Here is a 21,710-nt window from a genome sequence, read left to right as displayed (position 1 = left end):
TGAAAACGAATTCGATAAATCACGTTACTTAGGTTGAATTATATCGTGAAAAGGAGCGTACATATGAAATTTAATGAGTATGAATATAAACGTCCTGAAATGGATGAAATTAAATCCCGATTCATGAAAGCTTTGGAAAAGTTTACTGACGCCGCTAATGCTGATGCGCAAATAAAAGCCATGGAAGAAATAAATGAAATCCGAAATTATGTGGGTACGATGTTCAATTTGGTCTATATACGGCATTCCATTGATACGAATGATGATTTTTATAAAGCTGAGAATGATTATTTAGATGACTTCTCCCCTGAAATGGAAGAGTTAACCTCAAAATTTTACAATGAACTCGTTCGCTCGAAATTTCGTAAGGAGCTTGAGAAGAAATGGGGAACTCAACTATTTGACCTGGCAGAGGCCCAACTCAAAACTTTTTCGCCCGAAATCATCCCACAGCTGCAAAAAGAAAATAAATTATCAAGTGAATATTCGCAATTGATTGCCTCTGCAAAAATTCGCTTTGATGGAAAAGAATTAACACTTGCGCAGCTTCAGCCTTTTATGGAGTCCTCGGACCGTGAGTTAAGGAAAAATGCAAGTGAGGCATATTACGGTTTCTTTGAAGAAAAACAGGAGGAATTGGATCGTATATTCGATGACCTAGTCAAGGTGAGGCATGGAATTTCGACAGCGCTAGGTTATGGGAATTTCGTGGAACTTGGGTATTATCGAATGACTCGGACTGATTATGATGCTGAAATGGTTGCTGCATTCCGCAAGCAGGTGAAAGAGGAAGTGGTACCGCTTGTCACCCGGCTGAAGGGACGTCAGCGCAAACGTCTTGGATTGGAGAAACTGAACTATTATGATGAGAATTTTCATTTCAGAACGGGTAATGCCATTCCAAAAGGCGATGCTGAGTGGATCATCGAAAATGGGAAAAGGATGTACCAGGAGCTTTCGCCTGAAACTAATCGGTTTTTCAACTATATGATTGATAATGACCTGATGGACCTTGTGGCGAAGAAAGGAAAAGAAAGCGGTGGCTATTGTACTTTTATAGAAGACTATAAAGCTCCGTTCATCTTTTCTAATTTCAACGGTACTTCCGGGGATATAGATGTTTTGACGCATGAGGCAGGCCATGCATTCCAAGTGTATCGCAGCCGTGAACTTGACATTCCTGAGTATTATTGGCCAACATATGAAGCATGTGAAATCCATTCGATGAGCATGGAATTTTTAACTTGGCCATGGATGGAGCTGTTTTTCAAGGAAGATACGGAAAAGTATAAGTTTTCCCATTTAAGCGGTGCGCTCATATTCCTCCCGTATGGGGTAGCTGTTGATGAATTTCAGCATTTTGTCTATGAAAATCCTGATGCCTCCCCCGTTGAAAGAAAGCAGGCTTGGCGTAAGATCGAGATGGAATATTTGCCACATCGGGATTATGAAGGAAATGAATTCCTGGAGAATGGCGGGTATTGGCAGCGGCAAAGCCACATTTATCAATCACCTTTCTATTATATCGATTATACATTGGCCCAAATTTGTGCTTTCCAATTCTGGAAAAGGTCGACTGAAAAAGATGAAACGGCTTGGGGTGATTATTTGAATCTGTGCCAACTTGGAGGCAGCAAGTCGTTCCTTGATCTCGTTGAATCTGCGAATCTGAATTCCCCATTTGATGATGGTACTGTACAGTCCGTGGTGAAGGTGATAGACGAATGGCTCTCCAATGTAGATGATAAGGCATTATGAAATATTAGTCTGTATGATACGAACGCTTGGAGATTATTCCAAGCGTTTTTTTATCTTTCATACGTTCGGAATGTTGGGCATGAAAAGTGGTGATTTTCGCTCCACAGAGAAATGCATAGCGAGTTTCATACTTCATAATGAGAGAATGTTAGCCCAAGACAAAAACAGCCGACGAAAGGAATATTGCTCGGCTTGTCTTAAATGTCTCTTCCTTACATATAAATGTAGGGAGGAGGGGAGAGTATGCTGTCAAGGTGGTCAGGGAGTTTTCAGATTGCAGCAGTTTATGTAGGCACAGTCGTCGGTGCAGGATTTGCAACTGGAAAAGAGATTGTCGAGTTTTTTACCCGTTATGGCTTTTATGGCTTTATCGGGATTTTAATAGCAGGTTATATTTTCATTTTCACGGGGACGAAAATCATGCTCATTTCCGCAAGGATAAGAGCATCTTCCTATGAGGAGTTCAATCAATTTCTTTTTGGGAGGAAAATAGCGGGAATCATCAACTTCTTTTTCCTTATCATGCTGTTGGGAGTGACGGCTGTCATGATTTCGGGTTCAGGAGCCGTTTTCGAAGAACAACTTGGCGTGCCTAAAAGTATAGGAAGTTGGTCTACGATCATACTGGCATCCTTGGTCCTGATGATGGGCATGCGCGGTGTTTTCACTGTGAATTCTTTTGTTGTACCAATCATGATCTGCTTTAGCTTGATCCTTTTTTTCTCGACTTTGGATAATGGGGATTTCTTTAAGACACTTACAAAAGTTCCTGATGAAGGGATCACCGTGAAAATGATTTTGTCACCATTTGCCTATACAGCCTTTAACCTTGCTTTGGCACAGGCTGTACTGGTTCCGGTTGCGTATGAAGTTCGAGATGAGAAGGTCATTAAACATGGTGCAATTCTTGGAGGGATATTCCTGACGATCATTTTATTGACGGGGCATTTTTCACTTATGACACTTCCTGACGTGAATAGATATGAAATTCCTTCAGCTGTTATTATGAGAACGGCAGCCAGTCAGTTATATTGGATGTTCATTTTAGTGATTTACGGGGAGATATTCACTTCGGTCATCGGAAACATTTATGGATTACAGAGGCAAATCAGCAATTATATTAAATTGCCAAGCATGATGATCATAGCGGTGATTTTTTTAATAGCTTTGATCATCAGTGAATTCGGATATGGAAGATTACTAGGATATATTTATCCGGTTTTTGGATACATAAGTCTTCTTTTTTTAATATTGGTCTGGAAAAGCAAGGCGGGGAAGGAGTAATGAAGAATGGAGGGCCTGTCATTAGCCCTCCTTATCTATGTTCACCTTTTCATCAGCGTCTTAGCCATCACTAGAAATGCATCCCGGTAATCTCTATCTTTTTTCGTGAATATAGTTAAGCGGACAGGTGATTTTTCATCCTTGAGCAATATGGAAGTGATCACATCATCGCCGCTTTCCACTTCAAAGCCCGTTCCGCTCTCGACATCAAGTGAAGGATCGTTAATTGTTTCTGAAATGCTTTTCAGCTGGGCTTGTACATTTTTTTCCACCTCATCCCAATTGACATCCGTCTTCAACAATTCGATTCTCATATAAATGGAGTCATCTTCAGTCAGGAACACAATATCCTTTCCTGGTTCTTCGGCACTTAACCTGAATTGTTGCAAAACATAGAGGCTGAACGGTTGGTTATCACTTCTTTTTAGGAAAGCTGTTTTTTCTTTTGCTTCCCCGTTAATTGTATACTGCAGATTTTGCTCCATCAGTCTTACTTTGTTATCACTTCGGTTATCGTGATTATCTCCTTGAGAGATGTTGCCTTCATTCCCCTCTTTTACTGTGTCTTCCCGTGTCTCATCTGTATTTTCATCTGTGGCTGTACCGCAGCCAGTCAGAAGAAAAACGGCGAATGTGACACAGCCAATATAACGTGTCCAACTAGACATGTGTTTCCCTCATCTTTCTGATTGAAATTCCAATCTGAATTTGGAGAACCTGCATCAAATACAGGTATTTTACCCTTTAATTAATTAGACGGAATGAAATGGAAATGGTTACAAAAAGCGGGAGAGCCAAGTTGCAGGATTGCGATAAAGTGAAAAACGAGATGGTCATCTAGTAACCATCCCGTTTGAGTACATTCAATCATCCTATGATTTTATAATTTTTATGGTTGACGACGGTTTTCTGTTCAAGTTCCAGATCACGATAATTTTCCATATACGTGACGTCTACGATTACTGAGTTCTCGTTCACTTTCTCGACGATTCCTTTTAAGCCTTCTCTAAATTCAATGATATTTCCAACTTCCGCTTTCTTCATGGCAATCATCCTTTCCCATTTTGTTTCCAATGATTAAAAAGTAACTATGGAGTAATTGGATTATTCGAACATCTTGCGGTTTAGATTTTGACGTGGGAGGTGCTAGTAAGAGAAAAAGTTATCTCTTATGTCGGTACAGTAAGCTAAACTTTTAAAAGAAGGTACGATTTCTTGTAATGGAGCAGATGTAATGATATGGCATAATTTGGTATATCTTATGTACGCAGTTATACGTACCAGTATGTAATTCTATGTACAAAAAATGCCAATCATTTTACATTATGATATTTTACTATACAGTTTGCACTATTTTAAAGCATTCGTAAAGAATTATGTAGCAGTGGGCCTTAAAAAGTTCTGAATTATATTAAGTGGCAAGCTTATGTTAAAATAAAAACGGAATTTCTCCTGTAGAAATGATAGAACGTTTGATAATTAAGGAGGATAATCTTATGAATGCAGAAGAAGCAAAAGCTGTACTCGATAAACTGGCAAATCGGGAAATGGATGAATTCAGGATAACAAAAGAAGAATTTTTACCTTTTCGTGAGGTTCTTGTTAAAAGGGAAGACTTTAAACATTTTCGGGGGAATGCTCAACATAACGGTGTGATAATTTATACGTATTTAGAAGAAGCGAGAAGTTAATGGATATAATTTGGGGTGGCTCATGATTGAGCCACCCCAAATTATTCATTATGGAAAAATCAATTGTTTCCTTAATTTATTTAAAGCGGACCTTCTCCATGATTTGACGGCTGCGGTAGTAACTTTATATATCTCAGCAATTTCAGTCACCGTTTTATTCTCCAAGTACGTCTGTAAAAGCCAGCGTTGCTGATTCAGTGTCAATCCATCCGTGTAGGTTAAGAGATTATCGATGGCAAAGGCCTCATCGTGTATTGAAAATGGATCTTTAATCTCTAGTAGGAAGGAATCAAATGGTTCGGTGTTGGCTTCATATTTATGGTGGTGCTTTAATTCATTCAGAATTTTGCCTTTGATAACCGTAAAGGCATAGTTGGAGAACTGACCCAATTCTTCATCGAATTTCCCATATGACTCCCATAAAGCGATCAATCCTACTTGAAAATATTCTTCCTTATTTTTATAGATGGAAAGTGAGCGGATTATATGATGGATCATCGGCGTGAATTCGGACGTTAGTACTGAGAAATCTTCCATTAAGCAAGCCACCTTTAGAAAGTGCACTTTCCTGTATTCCCGGGTGCTTTTACCATAAATAAATCTTTCGGCTAAAGCCAAATGGCATAACGGGTAAATGGAAGGAATAAAAAGTGAGTTTTAAAGGGATTAACGAGGATCTTATTAATAGGAAAATGTTGATTCGATTGAACTTTAATGAGGGGATGGCCAAATGAAAAACACATCCATAGATTGGATGTGCCAACATTCAATATTTCTATATTTATTGTAAAGCCATATATCATGGGGAGGTGTTCAGTTTCGACAAAAGGGAGCGTGTTTCTGAAATCAAGCTGGACTTTTTTTAATAAAAAAACTGCAGGAAAACTGATCCTCTTTTAAGCCCCCTTATACGTTCTTAATGGTGATTTCAGAAAGCGGGCAAACTATTAACCATTGTATTGTTAACTTTGTGATTTTCGGAATCCAGCATCCTGTGCGTCTTGTTCTGTACAAAACATTTCTTCCGGTTTGGTTATTTCGTAATATTGGCCCGAAGGAATGTGATATATTTTGTTGCCTTTAGAGTTTATATTCCCTTTAATTTGCGGGTTACTGCAAGATGCAGTTGGCTTTTCCACTGAAGCCTCCACGGACTTCGAATCATCAAAGCCCTTTGAAGTTGCATAGTTTTCAATTGACCAAATACCGATTTCGTCTTTTTGGGCTTGTTTCTGAATATTTTCCAATTCATCTAGATATTTCGTGTTCGGTGCATAAACATAGGCCACCCTTGCGAGTCCTTTTTCAAGCAGGAGTTTATTCACCATTTTACCGTCAACATAAAAATAGGCCAGCAGCCGACCATATTTATCTCTTTCACCTATGCCGGTTTCTACTTCCACTTCAGAACCCGCTGGCATTAGTTCCTTGGTGAATTTGCTTGCTTCAGGTCCAAAGGGCTGAACGGGCTTGGATGGGTGGACGGTTTCTGGAGTATCTACCAAAAGGAGCCTGACCGTTTCTTCGTTTCCATTAGCCATTTTGATTTTTACTGTATCTCCGTCAACAACTTTAATGATCTCGGCTGTGAATGTCTTGCCTTTTTCTTCATTTGAAGAATCCGCACTGGATCGGATGTCTTCATTGGAAATTGAATCTTCCTGTTTGGATTGATTAATTAGGTTATCTGATGCAGCCTGGCAGCCAGACAACGTGATCAGGCAAAGTGCAGTCAGGAGAAAGGCATTCAGATAAGAATGTAAAAAGGAATTTCCGTTCATGATAAGTCCCTCCATTTATTTAGGTTTTTCCACGTCCGTCATGGATATATTCAGCAGGAATAATACTAACCTATAAAAAAGGGAAAGAAAATGAAAATCATTGAAATTTTTTCATGCATCGCTACCTCATATCATGATAGTTTCTTATAATGATAGGGTGGAGTAAGGGAGGCAGGCGTGTAAAATGATATTTAGACTTGAAAATATTAGGTATAAGGGGATTTTGAAAATTGATGATTTGAGAATATCCGCTTGTATGGTTACTTGCTTGACCGGGGAAAGCGGTGCAGGGAAAACCTCACTGCTCCGATTATTGAACAGGATGGATGACCCGGATAGCGGTTCGATCTATTATCAGGATCAGTTGCTGGATGAATTCAACCCGATAGAGCTCCGGCGTAAAGTCACAATGCTTTCTCAGTCACCGTTCACTTTACCGGGTACGATTGAAGAAAACCTGCAGATTGGCCTGGAATTGACAGAACGTGAAAAAAAGGATAAAGCCGAATTGGTTAAAGCACTTGAAACCGTCCAGTTGAAGAAGCCTTTAGACGAAGGGGCGGAGAATCTTTCTGGCGGGGAGAAACAGAGGCTGGCACTGGCGAGGTTACTTTTATTGAAACCCGAGGTGTATTTACTGGATGAGCCGACTTCAGCTCTTGATGAAGAAGCCGAGCTGACGGTCATGAGCCGATTTTTAGAAGAAGTAAAGCGGGGAAAAGGAACGGTCATCATGATAACCCATTCAAAACAGCTTGCGGAAATATGTGCTGAAAAGAAAATCGTTCTGAAAAAGGCGAAGGAGGGTGATTATTAATGGAGGCGAATGGGATAATAGATATTGAGTTCTGGCGTCTCTGTGCAGCCTATGTCTTTGTAGTAATTCTGCTCATAATCGTGAAATGGCGGGGGATTTCACGGGAAAAGCAAATCATGCTCGCTACGGTAAGGATGACGGTGCAACTCATTCTCGCCGGATATGTTTTGACATATATCTTTGAAAATCCCCACCCTTTACTTTCTTTAGGATTTTTATGTGCGATGGCACTGTTTTCCATCCATAATATTTTTAAGCAAGTGCCTTATACAATTAATAAGAAAATCAAAAGGATGGTTATCCTAAGTATGTTGTCAGGACCCATGGTGGCCTTATTTTATTTTAATGTGGTTGTCATCCATTTCACGCCGTGGTATGAGCCGAGGTATTTCATTCCAATTGCAGGGATGATCGTTGGGAATGCCATGACTGGAGTGACATTGGCGCTTAAAAACCTTCATGATGGGATTAGCAGTAATCGTGAAAAGGTGGAAGCGATGTTGATGCTTGGAGCGACTCCAGCGAGGGCTGTGAAGAAATATGTGGATGCTGCATTCGACTCCGCAGTGCTCCCGACTTTGAACAATATGCTCGGGATGGGGATTATCTTCCTTCCAGGAATGATGACAGGGCAAATCCTGTCGGGGATAAGCCCGCTCATCGCTATTGAATACCAGATTGCGATAATAATCGGGATTCTCGGAAGTGTTTCTTTAACGGTGGTCCTCTTCATTATGCTGAGTTTCAGGGCTTTTTTTACCAAAAATGCACAGTTATCCATTTAATCATTGAAGAATCTGAAAAGTAATAGTTGCAGTTCCATCTATATTTTTGTACTATTTTGTAGGTACCAATAGTTTTGGTTTGTTTGTTGGGAATGATAATGCTATCCTGATAAGGAAAAGGGCATTTCTTTTTTCATTTCTTTCATGAGTGGATGGAGAACCCCCTTACATAACCTATTTATGTTAATTTATCTTAAAGGAGATTGATTTATATGGTAGAAAAAACATTTACAGTAACTGCAGAAACAGGAATTCACGCTCGTCCGGCTACATTGCTTGTACAAGCTGCAGGAAAATTTGATTCAGAAATAAACCTTTCTTATAAAGAGAAAAAAGTGAATCTTAAGTCCATTATGGGTGTAATGTCACTGGGTATTGGCCAAGGTGCGGAAATTACGATTTCTGCAGAAGGAAGCGATGAAAATGATGCACTAAATACACTTGCTGAAACGTTGAACAGAGAAGGATTAGCAGAATAATGTCCACTTTGATTAGTGGAATAGCAGCTTCAAACGGAATAGCCATCGCTAAAGCCTATCGACTTACAGAGCCAGATTTATCGATTGAAAAAAGAAGCATAGAAGATGTCGGGGCGGAAATATCCCGTTTTAAGGAAGCTATTCAAAAGTCAACAAATGAATTGGAGATAATAAGGGATAAAGCCGAAAAGGATTTAGGGGCCGATAAAGCCGCTATCTTTGACGCACACCTGCTTGTTTTGGCTGATCCGGAACTTATAACTCCGATTCAGGATAAAATCCAATCAGAAAGCGTCAACGCTGAGTTTTCCTTAAATGAAACCGCAAGCATGTTCATTACGATGTTTGAACAAATGGATAATGAATACATGAAGGAACGTGCTGCGGATATCCGTGACGTCACGAAACGGGTACTGTCGCATCTTTTAGGCGTTCATATTCCAAATCCAAGCATGATTGCTGAAGAAGTGATCATCATTGCGGAGGATTTGACTCCATCCGATACAGCACAGTTGAATCCGGCATATGTTAAAGGATTTACGACCGATATCGGTGGACGTACATCCCATTCAGCCATAATGGCACGTTCATTGGAAATTCCAGCAGTCGTTGGAGCGAAGTCAGTGACCTCTTCCATTGAAAATGGTGACTTGGTCATAATTGACGGATTAAAGGGTGAAGTTCACATCAATCCTACTCCTGAACTCGTGAAACGCTACGAAGAGGAGCAGGAAGCCTATGGTAGGCAAAAGGCTGAGTGGGCGAAGCTGGTTAATGAAAAAACCGTTACACATGATGGCCATCATGTGGAATTGGCAGCCAATATTGGTACGCCTAAAGATCTGGAGGGCGTACATCAAAATGGCGGTGAAGGTATCGGATTATATCGTACGGAATTTCTTTATATGGGGAGAAATGACTTTCCAAGTGAAGAAGAACAGTTCGAGGCATACAAAGCGGTGCTGGAAGGAATGTCAGGCAAGCCTGTAGTCGTCAGAACGCTTGACATAGGCGGGGACAAGGAGTTGCCTTACTTAGAGCTTCCTAAGGAAATGAATCCTTTCCTTGGGTACCGCGCGATTCGCCTTTGCTTAAATGAACAGGAGATTTTCCGGACTCAGCTCCGTGCCCTGCTTCGTGCAAGCATTTACGGAGATTTGAAAATCATGTTCCCGATGATTGCCACGCTAGCTGAATTCCGTGAAGCTAAAGCCGTCTTGGCTGAAGTTAGGCAGGAATTGCTTGACAATGGTATTCAAGTTGCTGAAAAAATTGAAGTCGGAATTATGGTTGAAATCCCTTCAACTGCAGTGATGGCGGATATATTTGCTAAGGAAGTCGATTTCTTCAGCATAGGCACTAATGACTTGATTCAGTATACGATGGCCGCTGACCGAATGAATGAGAGAGTATCCTATTTATATCAACCATATAACCCAGCGATTCTACGCCTGGTTAAAATGGTCATAGATGCAGCTCATAAAGAAGGGAAATGGGCCGGGATGTGCGGGGAAATGGCTGGAGATGAAATTGCCATACCGATTTTGATCGGATTGGGTCTTGATGAATTCTCAATGAGTGCCACTTCGATTTTAAAAGCACGTTCTTTAATTAGCCAACTTTCGCTTGAAGAGATGAAAAACCTATCTCAGGAAGTTTTAGGGTTGGATACGAATGATAATGTGAAAGAAGCGGTAATTAACGCTTTGAAGAAATAAAAAAAATGAGGAAAAACGGCACCCCATCCACAGAATTTTCGGATGGGGTGATTTCCTGTGATTTTTTCTTGAACATTTAAGAAAAATGTTTATTGCACTAAAATGGGGGTAAATAAAAAGCAAGCACAGTTGTTTAGCTCTATTAGGGCAGCTGACATTCTCATTTCCCCCTTTGACGCCGGTTGGGTTATCCAACCGGCTATTTTTTTGCAAATAAAATCAAAATAATGATTATTCAGATTTTTCACTTTGCGGTTATGACGATATAATGGAATTATGATTTAATAAAATGGAGGTTAAATATAATATGGAATTACATTTGGAAAAGAAAAATGCGTTGATTTTAGCTTCAAGTCAAGGGTTGGGGAAGGCCATGGCAGCTGAATTGGTTAAAGAAGGAGCAAATGTCATGCTGGCAAGCCGTGATGGAGAAAAGCTTGCCGCAGTACAAAGGGAATTATCCGAGCTTGGGACGGGTAAAGTTTCTTATATGGTAACGGATATAACAAAAGCTGAAGATATTAAAAGCCTGGTTGGGAAAACTGCTGAAGAATTCGGCGGTATTGACATCCTTATTAATAACGCCGGAGGTCCTCCAGGGGGTTCATTTACAGATTTCAATGATGAAGAATGGCAACAATCCTTCGAACTTAATTTACTGAGTTTCATAAGGACGATCCGTGAAAGCTTGCCACATCTAAAAAAACAGGGCGGGAAAATTGTTAATATTGCTTCTTCATCTATTAAGGAACCAATTCCAGGATTGGTATTATCGAATACATTCCGGACGGCAATCGTTGGATTGTCAAAGACGTTAGCTTCAGAATTAGCACCGGACCGGATTTTGGTCAATACAGTCGGCCCAGGAAGAATCGCAACAGACCGCGTTCAGCACCTTGATGAAATGAATGCGGAGAAACTAGGCGTCACTCCTGAGAAGGTGACTGAACAATCGATTAACAGAATCCCTCTTGGCCGTTATGGGGAACCCGAGGAATTTGCAAAGTTCGTTACTTTCCTTGTTTCAGGCGCCAATACATATTTAACGGGCCAGTCGTATTTAGTTGACGGAGGAATGATAAAGTCCATTTAAGGATTTTTGAAACAAAATGATTGGGAGGAATCTGCAAGATGCAATCGAACAAAGTGATCGGCTTCATAGGTTTAGGAGTGATGGGAAAAAGCATGGCCGCAAATCTTCTTAAGGCGGGATTTGAGGTGTTTGTTTATACAAGGACGAAAGATAAGGCAAATGAACTGCTTTCACAGGGCGCGAAGTGGGCATCTGCACCAAAGGAAATTGCGCAGAAAGCAAATGTGATCATTTCCATGGTAGGATACCCTAGTGATGTGGAAGAAATCTATCTTGGGGAAAATGGGCTTATCGAGAACGGGAAACAAGGAACCCATTTAATCGATATGACGACCTCCACACCGTCTTTGGCAGTGAAAATAGCGGAGGAGGCTAAGAAAAGAGGCATGGAATCATTGGATGCACCGGTTTCCGGAGGGGATATCGGTGCCCGTGATGCAAAGCTTACGATCATGGTCGGCGGGTCTAGTGAGGCATTTGAAACGGTCCTGCCCATTTTTGATATAATTGGCAGCAATGTTGTCCATCAAGGCCCGGCTGGTTCAGGACAGCATACGAAAATGTGCAATCAAATCGCCATTGCATCTAATATGATCGGAGTGACTGAAGCGATTTCCTATGCCCAAAAAGCGGGGTTGGACCCGGAACGGGTATTAAGAAGCATATCATCGGGCTCTGCCGGTAGCTGGTCACTTTCCAATCTTGTGCCGCGGATGGTTGAAGGGGATTTTGAACCTGGTTTTTATATCAAGCATTTTATCAAGGATATGAAGATTGCACTTGATGAAGCGGAAAGAATGGGAATGGACGCTCCTGGATTAAGTCTAAGCAAATCCCTGTATGAGGGGCTGGCAGAAGCTGGCGAGGAAAATAGCGGTACACAGGCGTTATATAAACATTATAATTAAGTGCTAGCATTTCTTTACCATGAATAAGCTGATAGCGACAGCCTTTACAAAAAGGAGTGAAAGCTATGGGCGAATTCGATGATATCAATATGAAATTCCAGGAATTAGAAGATGGTCGATATATTGTTAGGATTGAAGGCTTTAAACGAGAAAAAACCATTCATCAAACAAAGCCCATTCGTTGGGATCTGAAATTAATGAATGAAAGTCCGCTAATCTTACCGGTGAAATTCAGTCATATCGAAACGAATGCCGGTTTTCAGATCCTGATGCGCGAATTGAAGAGCTTAGGTTTTTCAAAGCCGCGCTCCGCAAAGGAATTTGAAGAAGTGATGGCTGATTTACTTGGATCCATCGTTGAAGTGAGCCTTACCACGACAAATAAGGAAGAAGGATATCGGGAAATTCGTTTTTTACGGAGATTGTATTAGTTGATTGGCTTGGTGAAAAACCTCAGGTAGCCTGACATCTTTGAAAAATAGGAAAATGGCCTTCAATTGTTCATTCAATTGAAGGCCACTTTTTTTCGGTTACTTTTTAGCTAAAAAAGCTTCAATACGGTCCAAAGCCTTTTCAAGGGTTTCCATGGAATAGGCATAAGATATCCTGAAGTACCCTTCGCCAAGGGGAGAGAAGGCATCTCCAGGGACCACTGCCACTTTTTCCTGTTGAACAAGCTTTAGGCAAAAATCAAGGGAAGAGGCATAGCCTTCAGGCAGCTTTATAAAGAAGTAAAAGGCACCATTTGGTTTGACTATTTCCAGTTCCATCGCTTGTAAGCGACTGTATACGTATTCCCGTCTCCGGGCATACTCGGTCTTCATGGGAATGGCATCATCTCTGCCTGCCGTCAATGCTGCCAAGGCAGCTCTCTGCGATATGGAGGCGGCACAAGTTACATTGTATTGGTGAACCTTCAGGATATGCTGAGAGATGGCTACAGGCGCAAACAGAAGGCCAATCCTCCACCCGGTCATGGAATGGGACTTTGACAATCCGTTCAGGACGATGGTTTGTTCTTTTAAGAAAGTGGCAATCGAAACATGCTCCTGATCGAATACCAGTTCACTGTATATCTCATCAGCCAATATGAATATGTCCTTGCCCCTTATAAGTTCGGCAATGTCCAATAATTCTTCGGCAGATAATGTTACCCCGGTCGGATTCGATGGATAGGGCAGAACGATGCACCGTGTATGATCAGTTATGTACTTTTCAATGATATCTGCAGTCAAACGAAATCCATTTTTTGTTGTATTGGCATAAACGGGTGTTGCACCGCACATCTTAATGATGGGTTCATATCCCGGGTATACAGGACCCGGCAATATGACTTCGTTCCCTGGGATGAGAATCGTCCGAAAGGTAATGTCTATGCCTTCGCTGGCACCAGAAGTCACAAGGACTTCATTCGCCGGATCATAGCTAAGCTTGTATTTATCCTTTACATATTTTGAAGCGGCTTCCCTTAATTCCAGATAGCCGGCATTGTGAGTATAAACGGTATAGTCATTATCGATGGCTTGTTTTGCCGCTTCTTTAATATGCATTGGAGTTGGAAAGTCAGGCTGTCCTATCGTTAAGGAAATGGTGCCTTCGATATCAGCGACCATATTGTAGAATTTACGGATTCCTGATATTTGAACTTCTTTTACTAGAGGGTTTATTAAATGTTCCATCTATGAATATCCTCCCTTATCTAACTACATGAATTATGTACCATGTTTGACTCATTCTATTTTATCATTTAGTTTGGATGGGGGAGAAAACTTTTTGAGATTAATGAATTAAAGGTATAATGTATGATAAGAAAATTTTGAGGGTTGATACATTTGATACGGACTTGCGCAATTACATCTAATCAAGAAATCAGTTTTGATATACCGCTAACGGAAATGAATAATCCGGATATCGAGTGGTTCTGGGTGGATTTTTCCAACCCCACAAACAAGGAAATCGAACTTTTATCCAGTCATTTTCACTTTCACCCGCTGGCAATTGAAGATTGCCTGGATGATTTTAATCAACGTCCCAAAATGGATTTTTATGAGGGTTACCAATTTCTTGTGATTCATGCTCTAAGGGAGAAGGTATTTAAAGCAGTGGAATTGGATATGTTCGTTGGCGAAAAATGGATAGTCAGTTTTCATAAAGAAGATATGCTTGAACTGGAAAAGGTACGGGAAGAAATTGCTGGTAATAAAATGTTGAAGCAAAGTCCCTTTTTCTTGATGCATAGGATAATTGACAGGATCGTTGATGAATTCTTCCCTCCTGTTTATAAAATTGAAAGCGAATTGGGTAGCATTGAGGAAAATACTGAAAATGACACGATTAACGAATTGATGGATCAGCTTTTCGATTTACGTACAGATATGTCCAGGCTCCGTCGGACCATATTGCCGATGCGTGATTTATTGTACAGAATGATTTCGTCGGAGCGACTGAATTACTTGAAAGATCAGCACCTTTATTTTAATGATGTGTACGATCATCTTCTTAAATTGACTGAAATGCTTGAATCCTATCGAGATTTTTCGTCCGATATACGTGATAGTTATTTGTCTGTGAACTCTAATAATATGAATTCAACAATGATGACATTGACTGTCATCACCACCATTTTCATGCCGCTGACCTTCATAGTGGGCGTATATGGGATGAATTTTGAATATATGCCGGAATTGAATTGGCATTATGGCTATTTCCTCATTCTTGGAATGATGGGCGGAATTGCCTTGATGATGTTTTTATTCTTTGTTAAAAAAGGTTGGCTCAATCCAAAGAATAGGTCGCGAAAAAGATGAAATGACCTAACTGGCCTGCTATTCTAGGTTTAATTGAGATGAGTATTTTTTTGAATGGAGTGACGATTTGAAATTGTGGGCAAACGAATGGTTTATTCGTTTTAATCGGGGGGACCATCATCAATTTACTTTTCCACATGCATATAAGCTTTATTCTTTGTTGCTTTCCGCTTAATGCTAATAGGGTTTGGAAGGGCGGCAGGACGTTTTGCGGCCAGCCCATCAGGTCTGCTTCATAACCCATGTTCGGATATATCATGGAGGGGTTTGTCGAAGAGACAGGCCCCTTTAAGATCGATATGATGGGCTGGATGGCAGTGGTGAAAAATGAACATTGAAAAGGGGGACTCTGATGGGTCCCTTTTTTAGTTGGGCTTCAATAGATAATCACTTCTTGATCTTTTTTTATCTGTGTTCTAAACAAAAGAAATATTTAACCGAATTATTAGGTAGGAGTTCATTGATAAAACCATCAAATTTTTGTGGAATTATGAAATGAAAAAGTACGAGAAGGGCGAGATGACACAATGGAAGCAAATAAAGGAATATTACTGGAAAGTGGCACGAATGAGCTTGAGATAGTGGAATTCGGTCTCGGAAAGAATAAATTCGGCATTAACGTAATCAAGGTGAAGGAAATCATTAATCCTGTCCCCATCACGCTTGTCCCTCATTCCCATCCAAATGTGGAAGGGATCATTGAGCTTCGTGGAGAAGTCCTGCCAGTTGTGAATGTGGCGGATGCTTTAGGATTTCCTCCATCTGAGACTCCTGAGCAGGATAAATTCATAGTGGCTGAATTCAATCAGCAAAAAGTTGTTTTCCATGTCCATACCGTAACACAGATCCACCGTATTTCCTGGTCCCAAATCGAAAAGCCTTCGGATATGTATCAAGGCCTTGAAAGTCAGATTATCGGAGTAATAAAATTACATAGTGAAATGTTACTGTTACTTGACTTTGAAAAAATAGTGGTCGAAATCAATCCGGAATCAGGAATAAACATCCAACAGGTTAAAAAGCTTGGTGCCCGGCAAAATTCAGACAAGAGAATCCTGATTGCAGAAGATTCTCCATTACTGAGAAAGCTGCTTTTTGATACATTGTCAGAAGCTGGATTCAAGTACTTGGAGTTTTATGAAAATGGACTTGATGCATTTAATTATCTGGAGAATTTAATTGAATCAGGAAAAGTGGTTGAAGATGAAGTGAATCTTGTGATCACCGATATTGAGATGCCTCAAATGGATGGACATCATTTGACTAGAAGAATAAAGGAAAGCGGGGAACTTGCTGGGTTGCCGGTGATTATTTTCTCTTCTTTGATTACTGACAGCCTTCGTCATAAAGGTCAGGTCGTAGGGGCTGACGCACAAATCAGCAAGCCAGAAATTGCAGAGCTTATAAAGTTGATAGACAGATTGGTATTATGAATGTGAAAACGGGCCGATGAGGCGTTACCTCACGGCCCGTTTGGTTTATCAATGATTAATACTTGGAACCTTTTCCTAAAAAGGAGGATGGGAATGGATTGTGAAATGGTTGCTTGACCGACCCACGACCGTGAGCCCTTTTCTCGGTGTTGGCATTGTTCGGTAGTTTTTCACCTGCTTGTCCAACGTAAGTTTGCAGGATCTGTTTTGCCTTGGATAATGACAACGCGGCTTTAGGGTTCCGTATGGAAGCTGCCCGGCTGCCGAGGTGGGGTAGTTTTTTCAAATCTTCCTTTGTGGGAGGTAAATGAAAAACATATGATCCGCATTCGACAATGACGTCGGATTGTTGTGCTGCAAAGCGAGGGTTATCAGAAAAATGAAGTCCAATCTTCTTCGCTTTTCCTTCTTGCATAAGCTTGCTTAATGCTAGCCGTTTTAAATTATATAAATTCTTGGGCTCCAATGCAGTCTTTGCGTGTTTATTGACAATAAATACGGCTTGGGCAAGGGAGTTTATCGAAAACTCATCCCTTTCAGAATGTCCTTTCGTTTGGTTCATTGTGGAAACTCCTTTTCTTAATGAGGTTAGAAGGACGTTATAAACAGATTTCCTTCAGTTAAAACCCGTTTTTTATATATTGGTTGAAATAGAGACGTGTGTGCAACCAGATAGAAAAAAGTGAATAAATACTGCATGTACATCTCTAGGGTATGACCATCATTTCCCAACACTTTACCATCTATTCATTTTCATATTATACCACTTCAAAATATATAGTGAAGTAAAATTCAATCCGAAGCCTTTTGGTCCAAGAAAAAAGAAGGCGCTTATGTCGCCTTCTGTCCAACCCTTATTGTGTGTATATATTGATATTTTCAGATACCGCAGCCTGTGCGCCGAATTGTTGCTGGGGACCCTGAAAGCCTTGATAAGCAGGGTACGCTGGATAAGCGGGGTAAGGAGGGTAAGCGGGCGGGTATGGAGGAGGATATGGAGCATAGACAGGTGGACGGTTATTGAATAGCAACGGTCCAATTGCCAATCCTGCAACAAAAGCTACAGGCGCCAATAGAGGGAAGAAAGGAAAGAAGCGCTCGTCATTCCAATATTCAGGTCCATATTCATTCCCATATGCATTTCTGTAATCGTTCTGTAGCATAATGGTCTGCGGATAGTGGTAGTAAGGAAAATACTGTGTTTGCATAATTTGCCTCCTTTCTCAAATTCTTTACATAGTATGGAATTTTTTAAGAAAAGAGCCTGTTTCATCTTAATCTGTTATAATGAATCTACTTATGAGTAAAATTTGGGGGGACCTTGATGGATCGGTTTAAAAGCTTTCTTGCAGTCGGTTTTGGAGGAGCGGCTGGAGCGATATTGCGATATTGCGTAATCTTGACTGCTGGTCATTCCTTCTTCCCGTTTGGAACCCTCTTAATAAATATAGTAGGCAGCTTTTTACTTGGAATGATCAATGGCTATTTCGCCTCGAAAAAGAAATCGCTTGTTTTTTTAGCGCTGGGCAGCGGGTTTTGCGGCGGTTTCACCACGATGTCCACATTTTCCCAAGAAGTGGTGAATCTACTGCAGACTTCACTGGCATTGGCGGGACTGTATATTGGTGCCACGCTTTTATTTGGTTTGGTTGCTGGTTTCTTGGGACTGGGCCTTTTTAATAGACGGAGAGGTGAGTCCCTTTGATCGAGGTTCTTTCAGTTTTTATAGGAGGCTTTTTTGGAGCGGCCTCAAGATATGTCTTGCAGATTATTTTTAATAGGCTATTGCCAGCCATCTCGATACCCATTAGCATTTTACTGATTAACCTTATAGGTTCCTTTGGGCTCGGACTGGCGTTGCCACAGAAAGAAAGCTGGTCTTTATCTTTGCAGGTTTTTCTGACAATAGGTTTCCTGGGTGCTTTTACGACCTTTTCAACATTCAGCATGGAAACACTTGAACTTATTAGGAAACACCGTTATATAGATAGCCTTATCTATATAACGGTATCTGTTTTAGGGTGTATCGGAACTTTCCTGTGCGGCTATTTAAGTATGGTATAACCTTCATGGCAACTACCATTTGGTGCTGGTAAAAAAAACCTGGTTTTCTCAGATATACTTCTAATGCTATAATTCAGAGGAGTCCATTACACATGATTCAAGTCGTTTTATTCGCACAGGCTTTGTTAAAAAGTCTGGCGGTTTTCCCCTGTATTCTTTTCCTATCAGCTTTCGGATTGGAATTCGTAAACTGTCAACTCCGGACGTGAAAGGAAACGATATGGGAGACGGGTAGTGCCAAGCCCTCTATTAACATGTAACGTTAATGAATCGATTTCATACGTGCCTTCCCGGTACTTTTCAGCGTATGGGGGAGTTACAAGGGCACCGGCAAAGGGGATTTGTACTTGTCCTCCGTGACTGTGACCGCTTATTTGATATTGGATGTCATAAGTCCTTGATGTGTCGGCAAGGTCAGGGGCATGCGAAAGCATAATGGTGAACACTTCATCAGGGATGCCCGATAGTGCTTTTTCAAAATCAGGTTTTCCTAGCATGGCATCATCAATCCCGGCAATGACTATTTCTTCAGCCGTTAATAAGGTAATCCTAGTTGAGGTATTTTGCAACATGGTAAAATGGGATTTTTCCATGATATCGCTGTAAATTTCTGAGCCATATCCCCCATGATCATGGTTACCGTAGATGCTGAATTTTCCAAGTGGCGCTTTGAGCTGATTTAAAACTAGAGGGATTTTCTGGTGATCCTTGTATTTATTAGGATGGTCCATCAAATCTCCGGTAAATAAAATAACATCAGGGTCCAGTTGGTTTATCTTATTGACAATTGCTTGTAAATCTTTAAGCTGAAATTGAAAGCCTAAATGCGTATCACTGAATTGGATCATTTTCATGCCATGAAAACCTTTTGGGATAAGAGGGTGGCTGATGATTTTATGCTTGATTTCTAACCATTTCGGTTCCAAATTATGGGCATAATAGTTTCCGCCAATACCCAAACCGGTTAAGGTAGCCAATGTACCAAGACTTTTCTTTAAGAATGTTCTTCTGGATATGGGTTTATTCAAATTAATCAACCTATCTAATATAAAAATGTTACTTCCTCATACTAACAAACAATATACATAAAATGAAGAAAATATCTTCTATGAGCATTTGAAAAACATGTAAACTGGGGTTTGATGAAACCGTATCCGGTTTGAAATTGAACATCTATACGGAGGTAACATGATGACCGAACCAATGTTTATTACACTGATTATACTTCTATGCGCGATTGCGCTTTTTATACAAGGGAAATTTCGAGCTGATTTAATTGCACTAAGTGCACTATCCATTCTGGGTTTACTGGGGATTCTTACATTGGATGAACTAGTGGCCGGGTTTGCGAATCAAGTGGTCATCATGCTGGCTGGGCTATTTATAGTCGGTGCCGGCTTGTTAAATACAGGAATCGTGGAAAAGGCAGGAAATAAGTTGTTGGGTTTATGTGGGGGCAGTGAATGGAAATCGCTGCTTATCGTCATGCTTACAGCAGGAATATTAAGTGCCTTTTTAAGCGGAACAGGAATTGTTTCCATACTGCTTCCGCTCGTTATGAGCATGGCCTTAAAACAAAAAACAAGTCCGACAAGGTATTTATTGCCACTTGCCTATGCAAGCAGTATAGGCGGGCTATTAACACTGACAGGTTCTCCCTCCAATATGATCGTTGCTGATGTATTACGGCAAAATGGAATAGGGACATTAGAGTTTTTTGACTTTACACCCGTGGGCTTGATCGCCTTTGCAGCAGGGGTATTCTTCATGTTGACACTCGGACGCCTGTTGCTTCCAGAGAAGACGATAGCCGCGAACAATAGTGTCAAAGGGCTGTCTGCAGGGGAGCTTGCAGGCATGTACAAAGTATATGACAGATTGCATTACCTGCATATACCCGCTACTTCCGATATTGTTGGAGAAAGGCTGTCTGACCTCCAGCTTCCTATTCAGTATGAATTGACTTTGATTGAAATCCAGCGGAAGCCAAAGGATAAGCAATTACCGCTGTTGCAAAGACAGCTGACGATTTCTGCAAGGGCGGATGAGGTTCTTCATCCTGAAGATATCATTTTGGTGTTTGGAGAAGAAGAAGCAGTTGAGAGATTGGCACTCAACTATGAACTGGAGTTTAAACATTTCAATCCCGAACAAATTAAGAAACATTTTCTTAGCAGTAGATTTGGATTGACAGAAATATTGATCGTCCCGAACTCGGATTATGAAAATCAAACCTTGATAGATGTGCATTTTCGTGAGAAATACCAATGTAATGTGCTTGCAATCAATCGGAATGGCGAATATATTCAAGCGGATGTCGGAACGGAACGCCTTAAACCGGGGGATGCAATCCTGATACATGGGGAATGGGAGAACATTGAGAGGATTTCCTCGGATTTACAGGATGTCATCGTCATTGGAAGTACCTCGGAAGATGGCTCTCCAGTCAACTCCAAGGGCAAAGCATGGATTGCCTTGGGAATCACTGCATTGATGGTCATTTTATTATCGATGGAGGCTGTCCCTGCCGTACTATCGGTATTGACGGCCGCATTGTTGATGGTGATCAGTGGCTGTGTCCGTTCGATGGAGGATGCTTATCAAAAGATTAACTGGGAACCTGTTCTTTTGATTGCCGCCATGTTCGGAATAACGGCTGCATTGGATAATACGGGCGGAGTGAGGATGATAAGTGATTGGCTGGCCGTTTTATTCAGTAATATCGGGGCACACGGCATATTAGCGGTCTTTTACTTGCTGACACTGATCCTGAGCCAATTCATCCCGTATGGAGCCGCGACGGTAATCATGACGCCCATCGCACTGACATCTGCGGTGAATCAAGGCATCGATCCCCTTCCTGTGTTTATATGCCTTGCCGTTGCTGGCAGTTTGGCTTTATCGACTCCAAGGGTTGCCACTACCAACGCGCTTGTCATGACGGCGGGTGATTACAAGCATAAAGATTTCATCATGATCGGGATATCCATACAGATCTTCATCGGCGTTATCATGGTGATCACAATACCGTGGTTCTTCCCTTTTTGATAAGACATAAGGCATTGTTCATTTATGGACAATGCTTTTTCAAT

23 protein-coding genes are annotated in these 21,710 nt (G+C 41.0%); 15 read left to right on the top strand and 8 right to left on the bottom strand.

Annotation, left to right across the window (positions count from 1 at the left end; translation table 11 throughout):
• The first annotated feature begins 63 nt into the window (after positions 1-63).
• Both ACQKFG_RS01575 and ACQKFG_RS01570 read left to right on the top strand, forming a co-directional pair.
• A complete protein-coding gene (locus ACQKFG_RS01575) occupies positions 64-1,758 on the top strand; it encodes a M3 family oligoendopeptidase (RefSeq protein WP_192203856.1) in 1,695 nt (564 codons plus the stop codon).
• A gap of 243 nt (positions 1,759-2,001) precedes the next feature.
• Positions 2,002-3,042: a YkvI family membrane protein gene (locus ACQKFG_RS01570; protein ID WP_342615324.1), complete on the top strand. Its 1,041-nt coding sequence runs from the start codon at positions 2,002-2,004 to the stop codon at positions 3,040-3,042.
• A gap of 41 nt (positions 3,043-3,083) precedes the next feature.
• Here ACQKFG_RS01570 and ACQKFG_RS01565 read toward each other — a convergent pair whose 3' ends face one another.
• A complete protein-coding gene (locus ACQKFG_RS01565) occupies positions 3,084-3,710 on the bottom strand; it encodes a hypothetical protein (protein ID WP_427555661.1) in 627 nt (208 codons plus the stop codon).
• Positions 3,711-3,909: 199 nt separating this feature from the next.
• A complete protein-coding gene (locus tag ACQKFG_RS01560; RefSeq protein ID WP_064505160.1) occupies positions 3,910-4,086 on the bottom strand; it encodes a YkvS family protein in 177 nt (58 codons plus the stop codon).
• A 452-nt stretch (positions 4,087-4,538) separates the two neighbouring features.
• Between ACQKFG_RS01560 and ACQKFG_RS01555 the strand changes: the two genes are divergently transcribed.
• Positions 4,539-4,733 carry a hypothetical protein gene (locus ACQKFG_RS01555; RefSeq protein WP_192203862.1) on the top strand — a complete coding sequence of 65 codons (195 nt, stop codon included), beginning with the start codon at positions 4,539-4,541 and terminating at the stop codon, positions 4,731-4,733.
• A gap of 48 nt (positions 4,734-4,781) precedes the next feature.
• Here the strand turns inward: ACQKFG_RS01555 and ACQKFG_RS01550 are convergent, their stop codons facing one another.
• Both ACQKFG_RS01550 and ACQKFG_RS01545 read right to left on the bottom strand, forming a co-directional pair.
• Complete coding sequence (locus ACQKFG_RS01550; protein WP_427555658.1) at positions 4,782-5,270, bottom strand: sigma-70 family RNA polymerase sigma factor; 489 nt, start codon at positions 5,268-5,270, stop codon at positions 4,782-4,784.
• Positions 5,271-5,695: 425 nt separating this feature from the next.
• Positions 5,696-6,514: a thermonuclease family protein gene (locus ACQKFG_RS01545; protein ID WP_192203866.1), complete on the bottom strand. Its 819-nt coding sequence runs from the start codon at positions 6,512-6,514 to the stop codon at positions 5,696-5,698.
• A gap of 187 nt (positions 6,515-6,701) precedes the next feature.
• On the opposite strand from ACQKFG_RS01545, the gene ACQKFG_RS01540 reads away from it, so the two are divergent.
• From ACQKFG_RS01540 to ACQKFG_RS01510, 7 genes are all read left to right on the top strand, one after another.
• Positions 6,702-7,331, top strand: coding sequence for an ABC transporter ATP-binding protein (locus ACQKFG_RS01540; protein ID WP_342615806.1), 630 nt, complete (start codon positions 6,702-6,704; stop codon positions 7,329-7,331).
• Positions 7,331-8,116 carry an ABC transporter permease gene (locus tag ACQKFG_RS01535; protein WP_192203868.1) on the top strand — a complete coding sequence of 262 codons (786 nt, stop codon included), beginning with the start codon at positions 7,331-7,333 and terminating at the stop codon, positions 8,114-8,116. Before ACQKFG_RS01540 ends, ACQKFG_RS01535 begins: the two co-directional genes overlap by 1 nt.
• A gap of 212 nt (positions 8,117-8,328) precedes the next feature.
• Entirely contained in the window at positions 8,329-8,595 is a 267-nt protein-coding gene (locus tag ACQKFG_RS01530) for a phosphocarrier protein HPr (RefSeq protein ID WP_076366836.1), read from the top strand.
• Positions 8,595-10,313, top strand: a complete 1,719-nt coding sequence (ptsP, locus tag ACQKFG_RS01525) for a phosphoenolpyruvate--protein phosphotransferase (RefSeq protein WP_349729590.1) — start codon at positions 8,595-8,597, stop codon at positions 10,311-10,313. The genes ACQKFG_RS01530 and ptsP overlap by 1 nt, the downstream gene beginning before the upstream one ends.
• Positions 10,314-10,620: 307 nt before the next feature.
• The gene (locus ACQKFG_RS01520; protein WP_349729591.1) at positions 10,621-11,406 is read left to right on the top strand and encodes an SDR family oxidoreductase; all 786 of its coding nucleotides are present in this window, start codon (positions 10,621-10,623) and stop codon (positions 11,404-11,406) included.
• 38 nt (positions 11,407-11,444) lie between these two features.
• Positions 11,445-12,314 (top strand): NAD(P)-dependent oxidoreductase, encoded by an 870-nt coding sequence (locus ACQKFG_RS01515; RefSeq protein WP_192203873.1) that lies wholly within the window; start codon positions 11,445-11,447, stop codon positions 12,312-12,314.
• A 65-nt stretch (positions 12,315-12,379) separates the two neighbouring features.
• Positions 12,380-12,745: a hypothetical protein gene (locus ACQKFG_RS01510; protein ID WP_034314117.1), complete on the top strand. Its 366-nt coding sequence runs from the start codon at positions 12,380-12,382 to the stop codon at positions 12,743-12,745.
• Positions 12,746-12,844: 99 nt separating this feature from the next.
• On the opposite strand, the gene ACQKFG_RS01505 is transcribed toward ACQKFG_RS01510, so the two are convergent.
• A complete protein-coding gene (locus tag ACQKFG_RS01505; RefSeq protein WP_427555652.1) occupies positions 12,845-13,993 on the bottom strand; it encodes an aminotransferase A in 1,149 nt (382 codons plus the stop codon).
• 144 nt (positions 13,994-14,137) lie between these two features.
• Here ACQKFG_RS01505 and corA point away from each other — a divergent pair, with 144 nt between their 5' ends.
• Complete coding sequence (gene corA, locus ACQKFG_RS01500) at positions 14,138-15,121, top strand: magnesium/cobalt transporter CorA (protein WP_192203877.1); 984 nt, start codon at positions 14,138-14,140, stop codon at positions 15,119-15,121.
• Positions 15,122-15,648: 527 nt separating this feature from the next.
• On the top strand, positions 15,649-16,554 hold the full coding sequence (locus tag ACQKFG_RS01495) for a chemotaxis protein (RefSeq protein WP_192203879.1): 906 nt from the start codon (positions 15,649-15,651) through the stop codon (positions 16,552-16,554).
• A gap of 55 nt (positions 16,555-16,609) precedes the next feature.
• Here ACQKFG_RS01495 and ACQKFG_RS01490 read toward each other — a convergent pair whose 3' ends face one another.
• Positions 16,610-17,116 carry a YkyB family protein gene (locus tag ACQKFG_RS01490; RefSeq protein WP_192203880.1) on the bottom strand — a complete coding sequence of 169 codons (507 nt, stop codon included), beginning with the start codon at positions 17,114-17,116 and terminating at the stop codon, positions 16,610-16,612.
• A gap of 292 nt (positions 17,117-17,408) precedes the next feature.
• Positions 17,409-17,762, bottom strand: coding sequence for a hypothetical protein (locus tag ACQKFG_RS01485; protein WP_192203882.1), 354 nt, complete (start codon positions 17,760-17,762; stop codon positions 17,409-17,411).
• Between the two features lie 116 nt (positions 17,763-17,878).
• Between ACQKFG_RS01485 and ACQKFG_RS01480 the strand changes: the two genes are divergently transcribed.
• On the top strand, positions 17,879-18,259 hold the full coding sequence (locus tag ACQKFG_RS01480) for a fluoride efflux transporter FluC (protein WP_427555647.1): 381 nt from the start codon (positions 17,879-17,881) through the stop codon (positions 18,257-18,259).
• Positions 18,256-18,618 carry a fluoride efflux transporter CrcB gene (gene crcB / locus ACQKFG_RS01475; RefSeq protein WP_192203886.1) on the top strand — a complete coding sequence of 121 codons (363 nt, stop codon included), beginning with the start codon at positions 18,256-18,258 and terminating at the stop codon, positions 18,616-18,618. The genes ACQKFG_RS01480 and crcB overlap by 4 nt, the downstream gene beginning before the upstream one ends.
• Before the next feature lie 164 nt (positions 18,619-18,782).
• Here crcB and ACQKFG_RS01470 read toward each other — a convergent pair whose 3' ends face one another.
• Complete coding sequence (locus ACQKFG_RS01470) at positions 18,783-19,646, bottom strand: metallophosphoesterase (protein ID WP_192203888.1); 864 nt, start codon at positions 19,644-19,646, stop codon at positions 18,783-18,785.
• 163 nt (positions 19,647-19,809) lie between these two features.
• Here ACQKFG_RS01470 and ACQKFG_RS01465 point away from each other — a divergent pair, with 163 nt between their 5' ends.
• Entirely contained in the window at positions 19,810-21,666 is a 1,857-nt protein-coding gene (locus tag ACQKFG_RS01465) for an SLC13 family permease (RefSeq protein WP_228467348.1), read from the top strand.
• Positions 21,667-21,710 lie beyond the last annotated feature (44 nt).

The sequence above is a fragment of the Peribacillus sp. NPDC076916 genome (genome assembly GCF_050269675.1).
GTDB classification, from domain to species: domain Bacteria; phylum Bacillota; class Bacilli; order Bacillales; family DSM-1321; genus Peribacillus; species Peribacillus aracenensis.
This window is presented reverse-complemented; position numbering and strand designations above follow the sequence as displayed.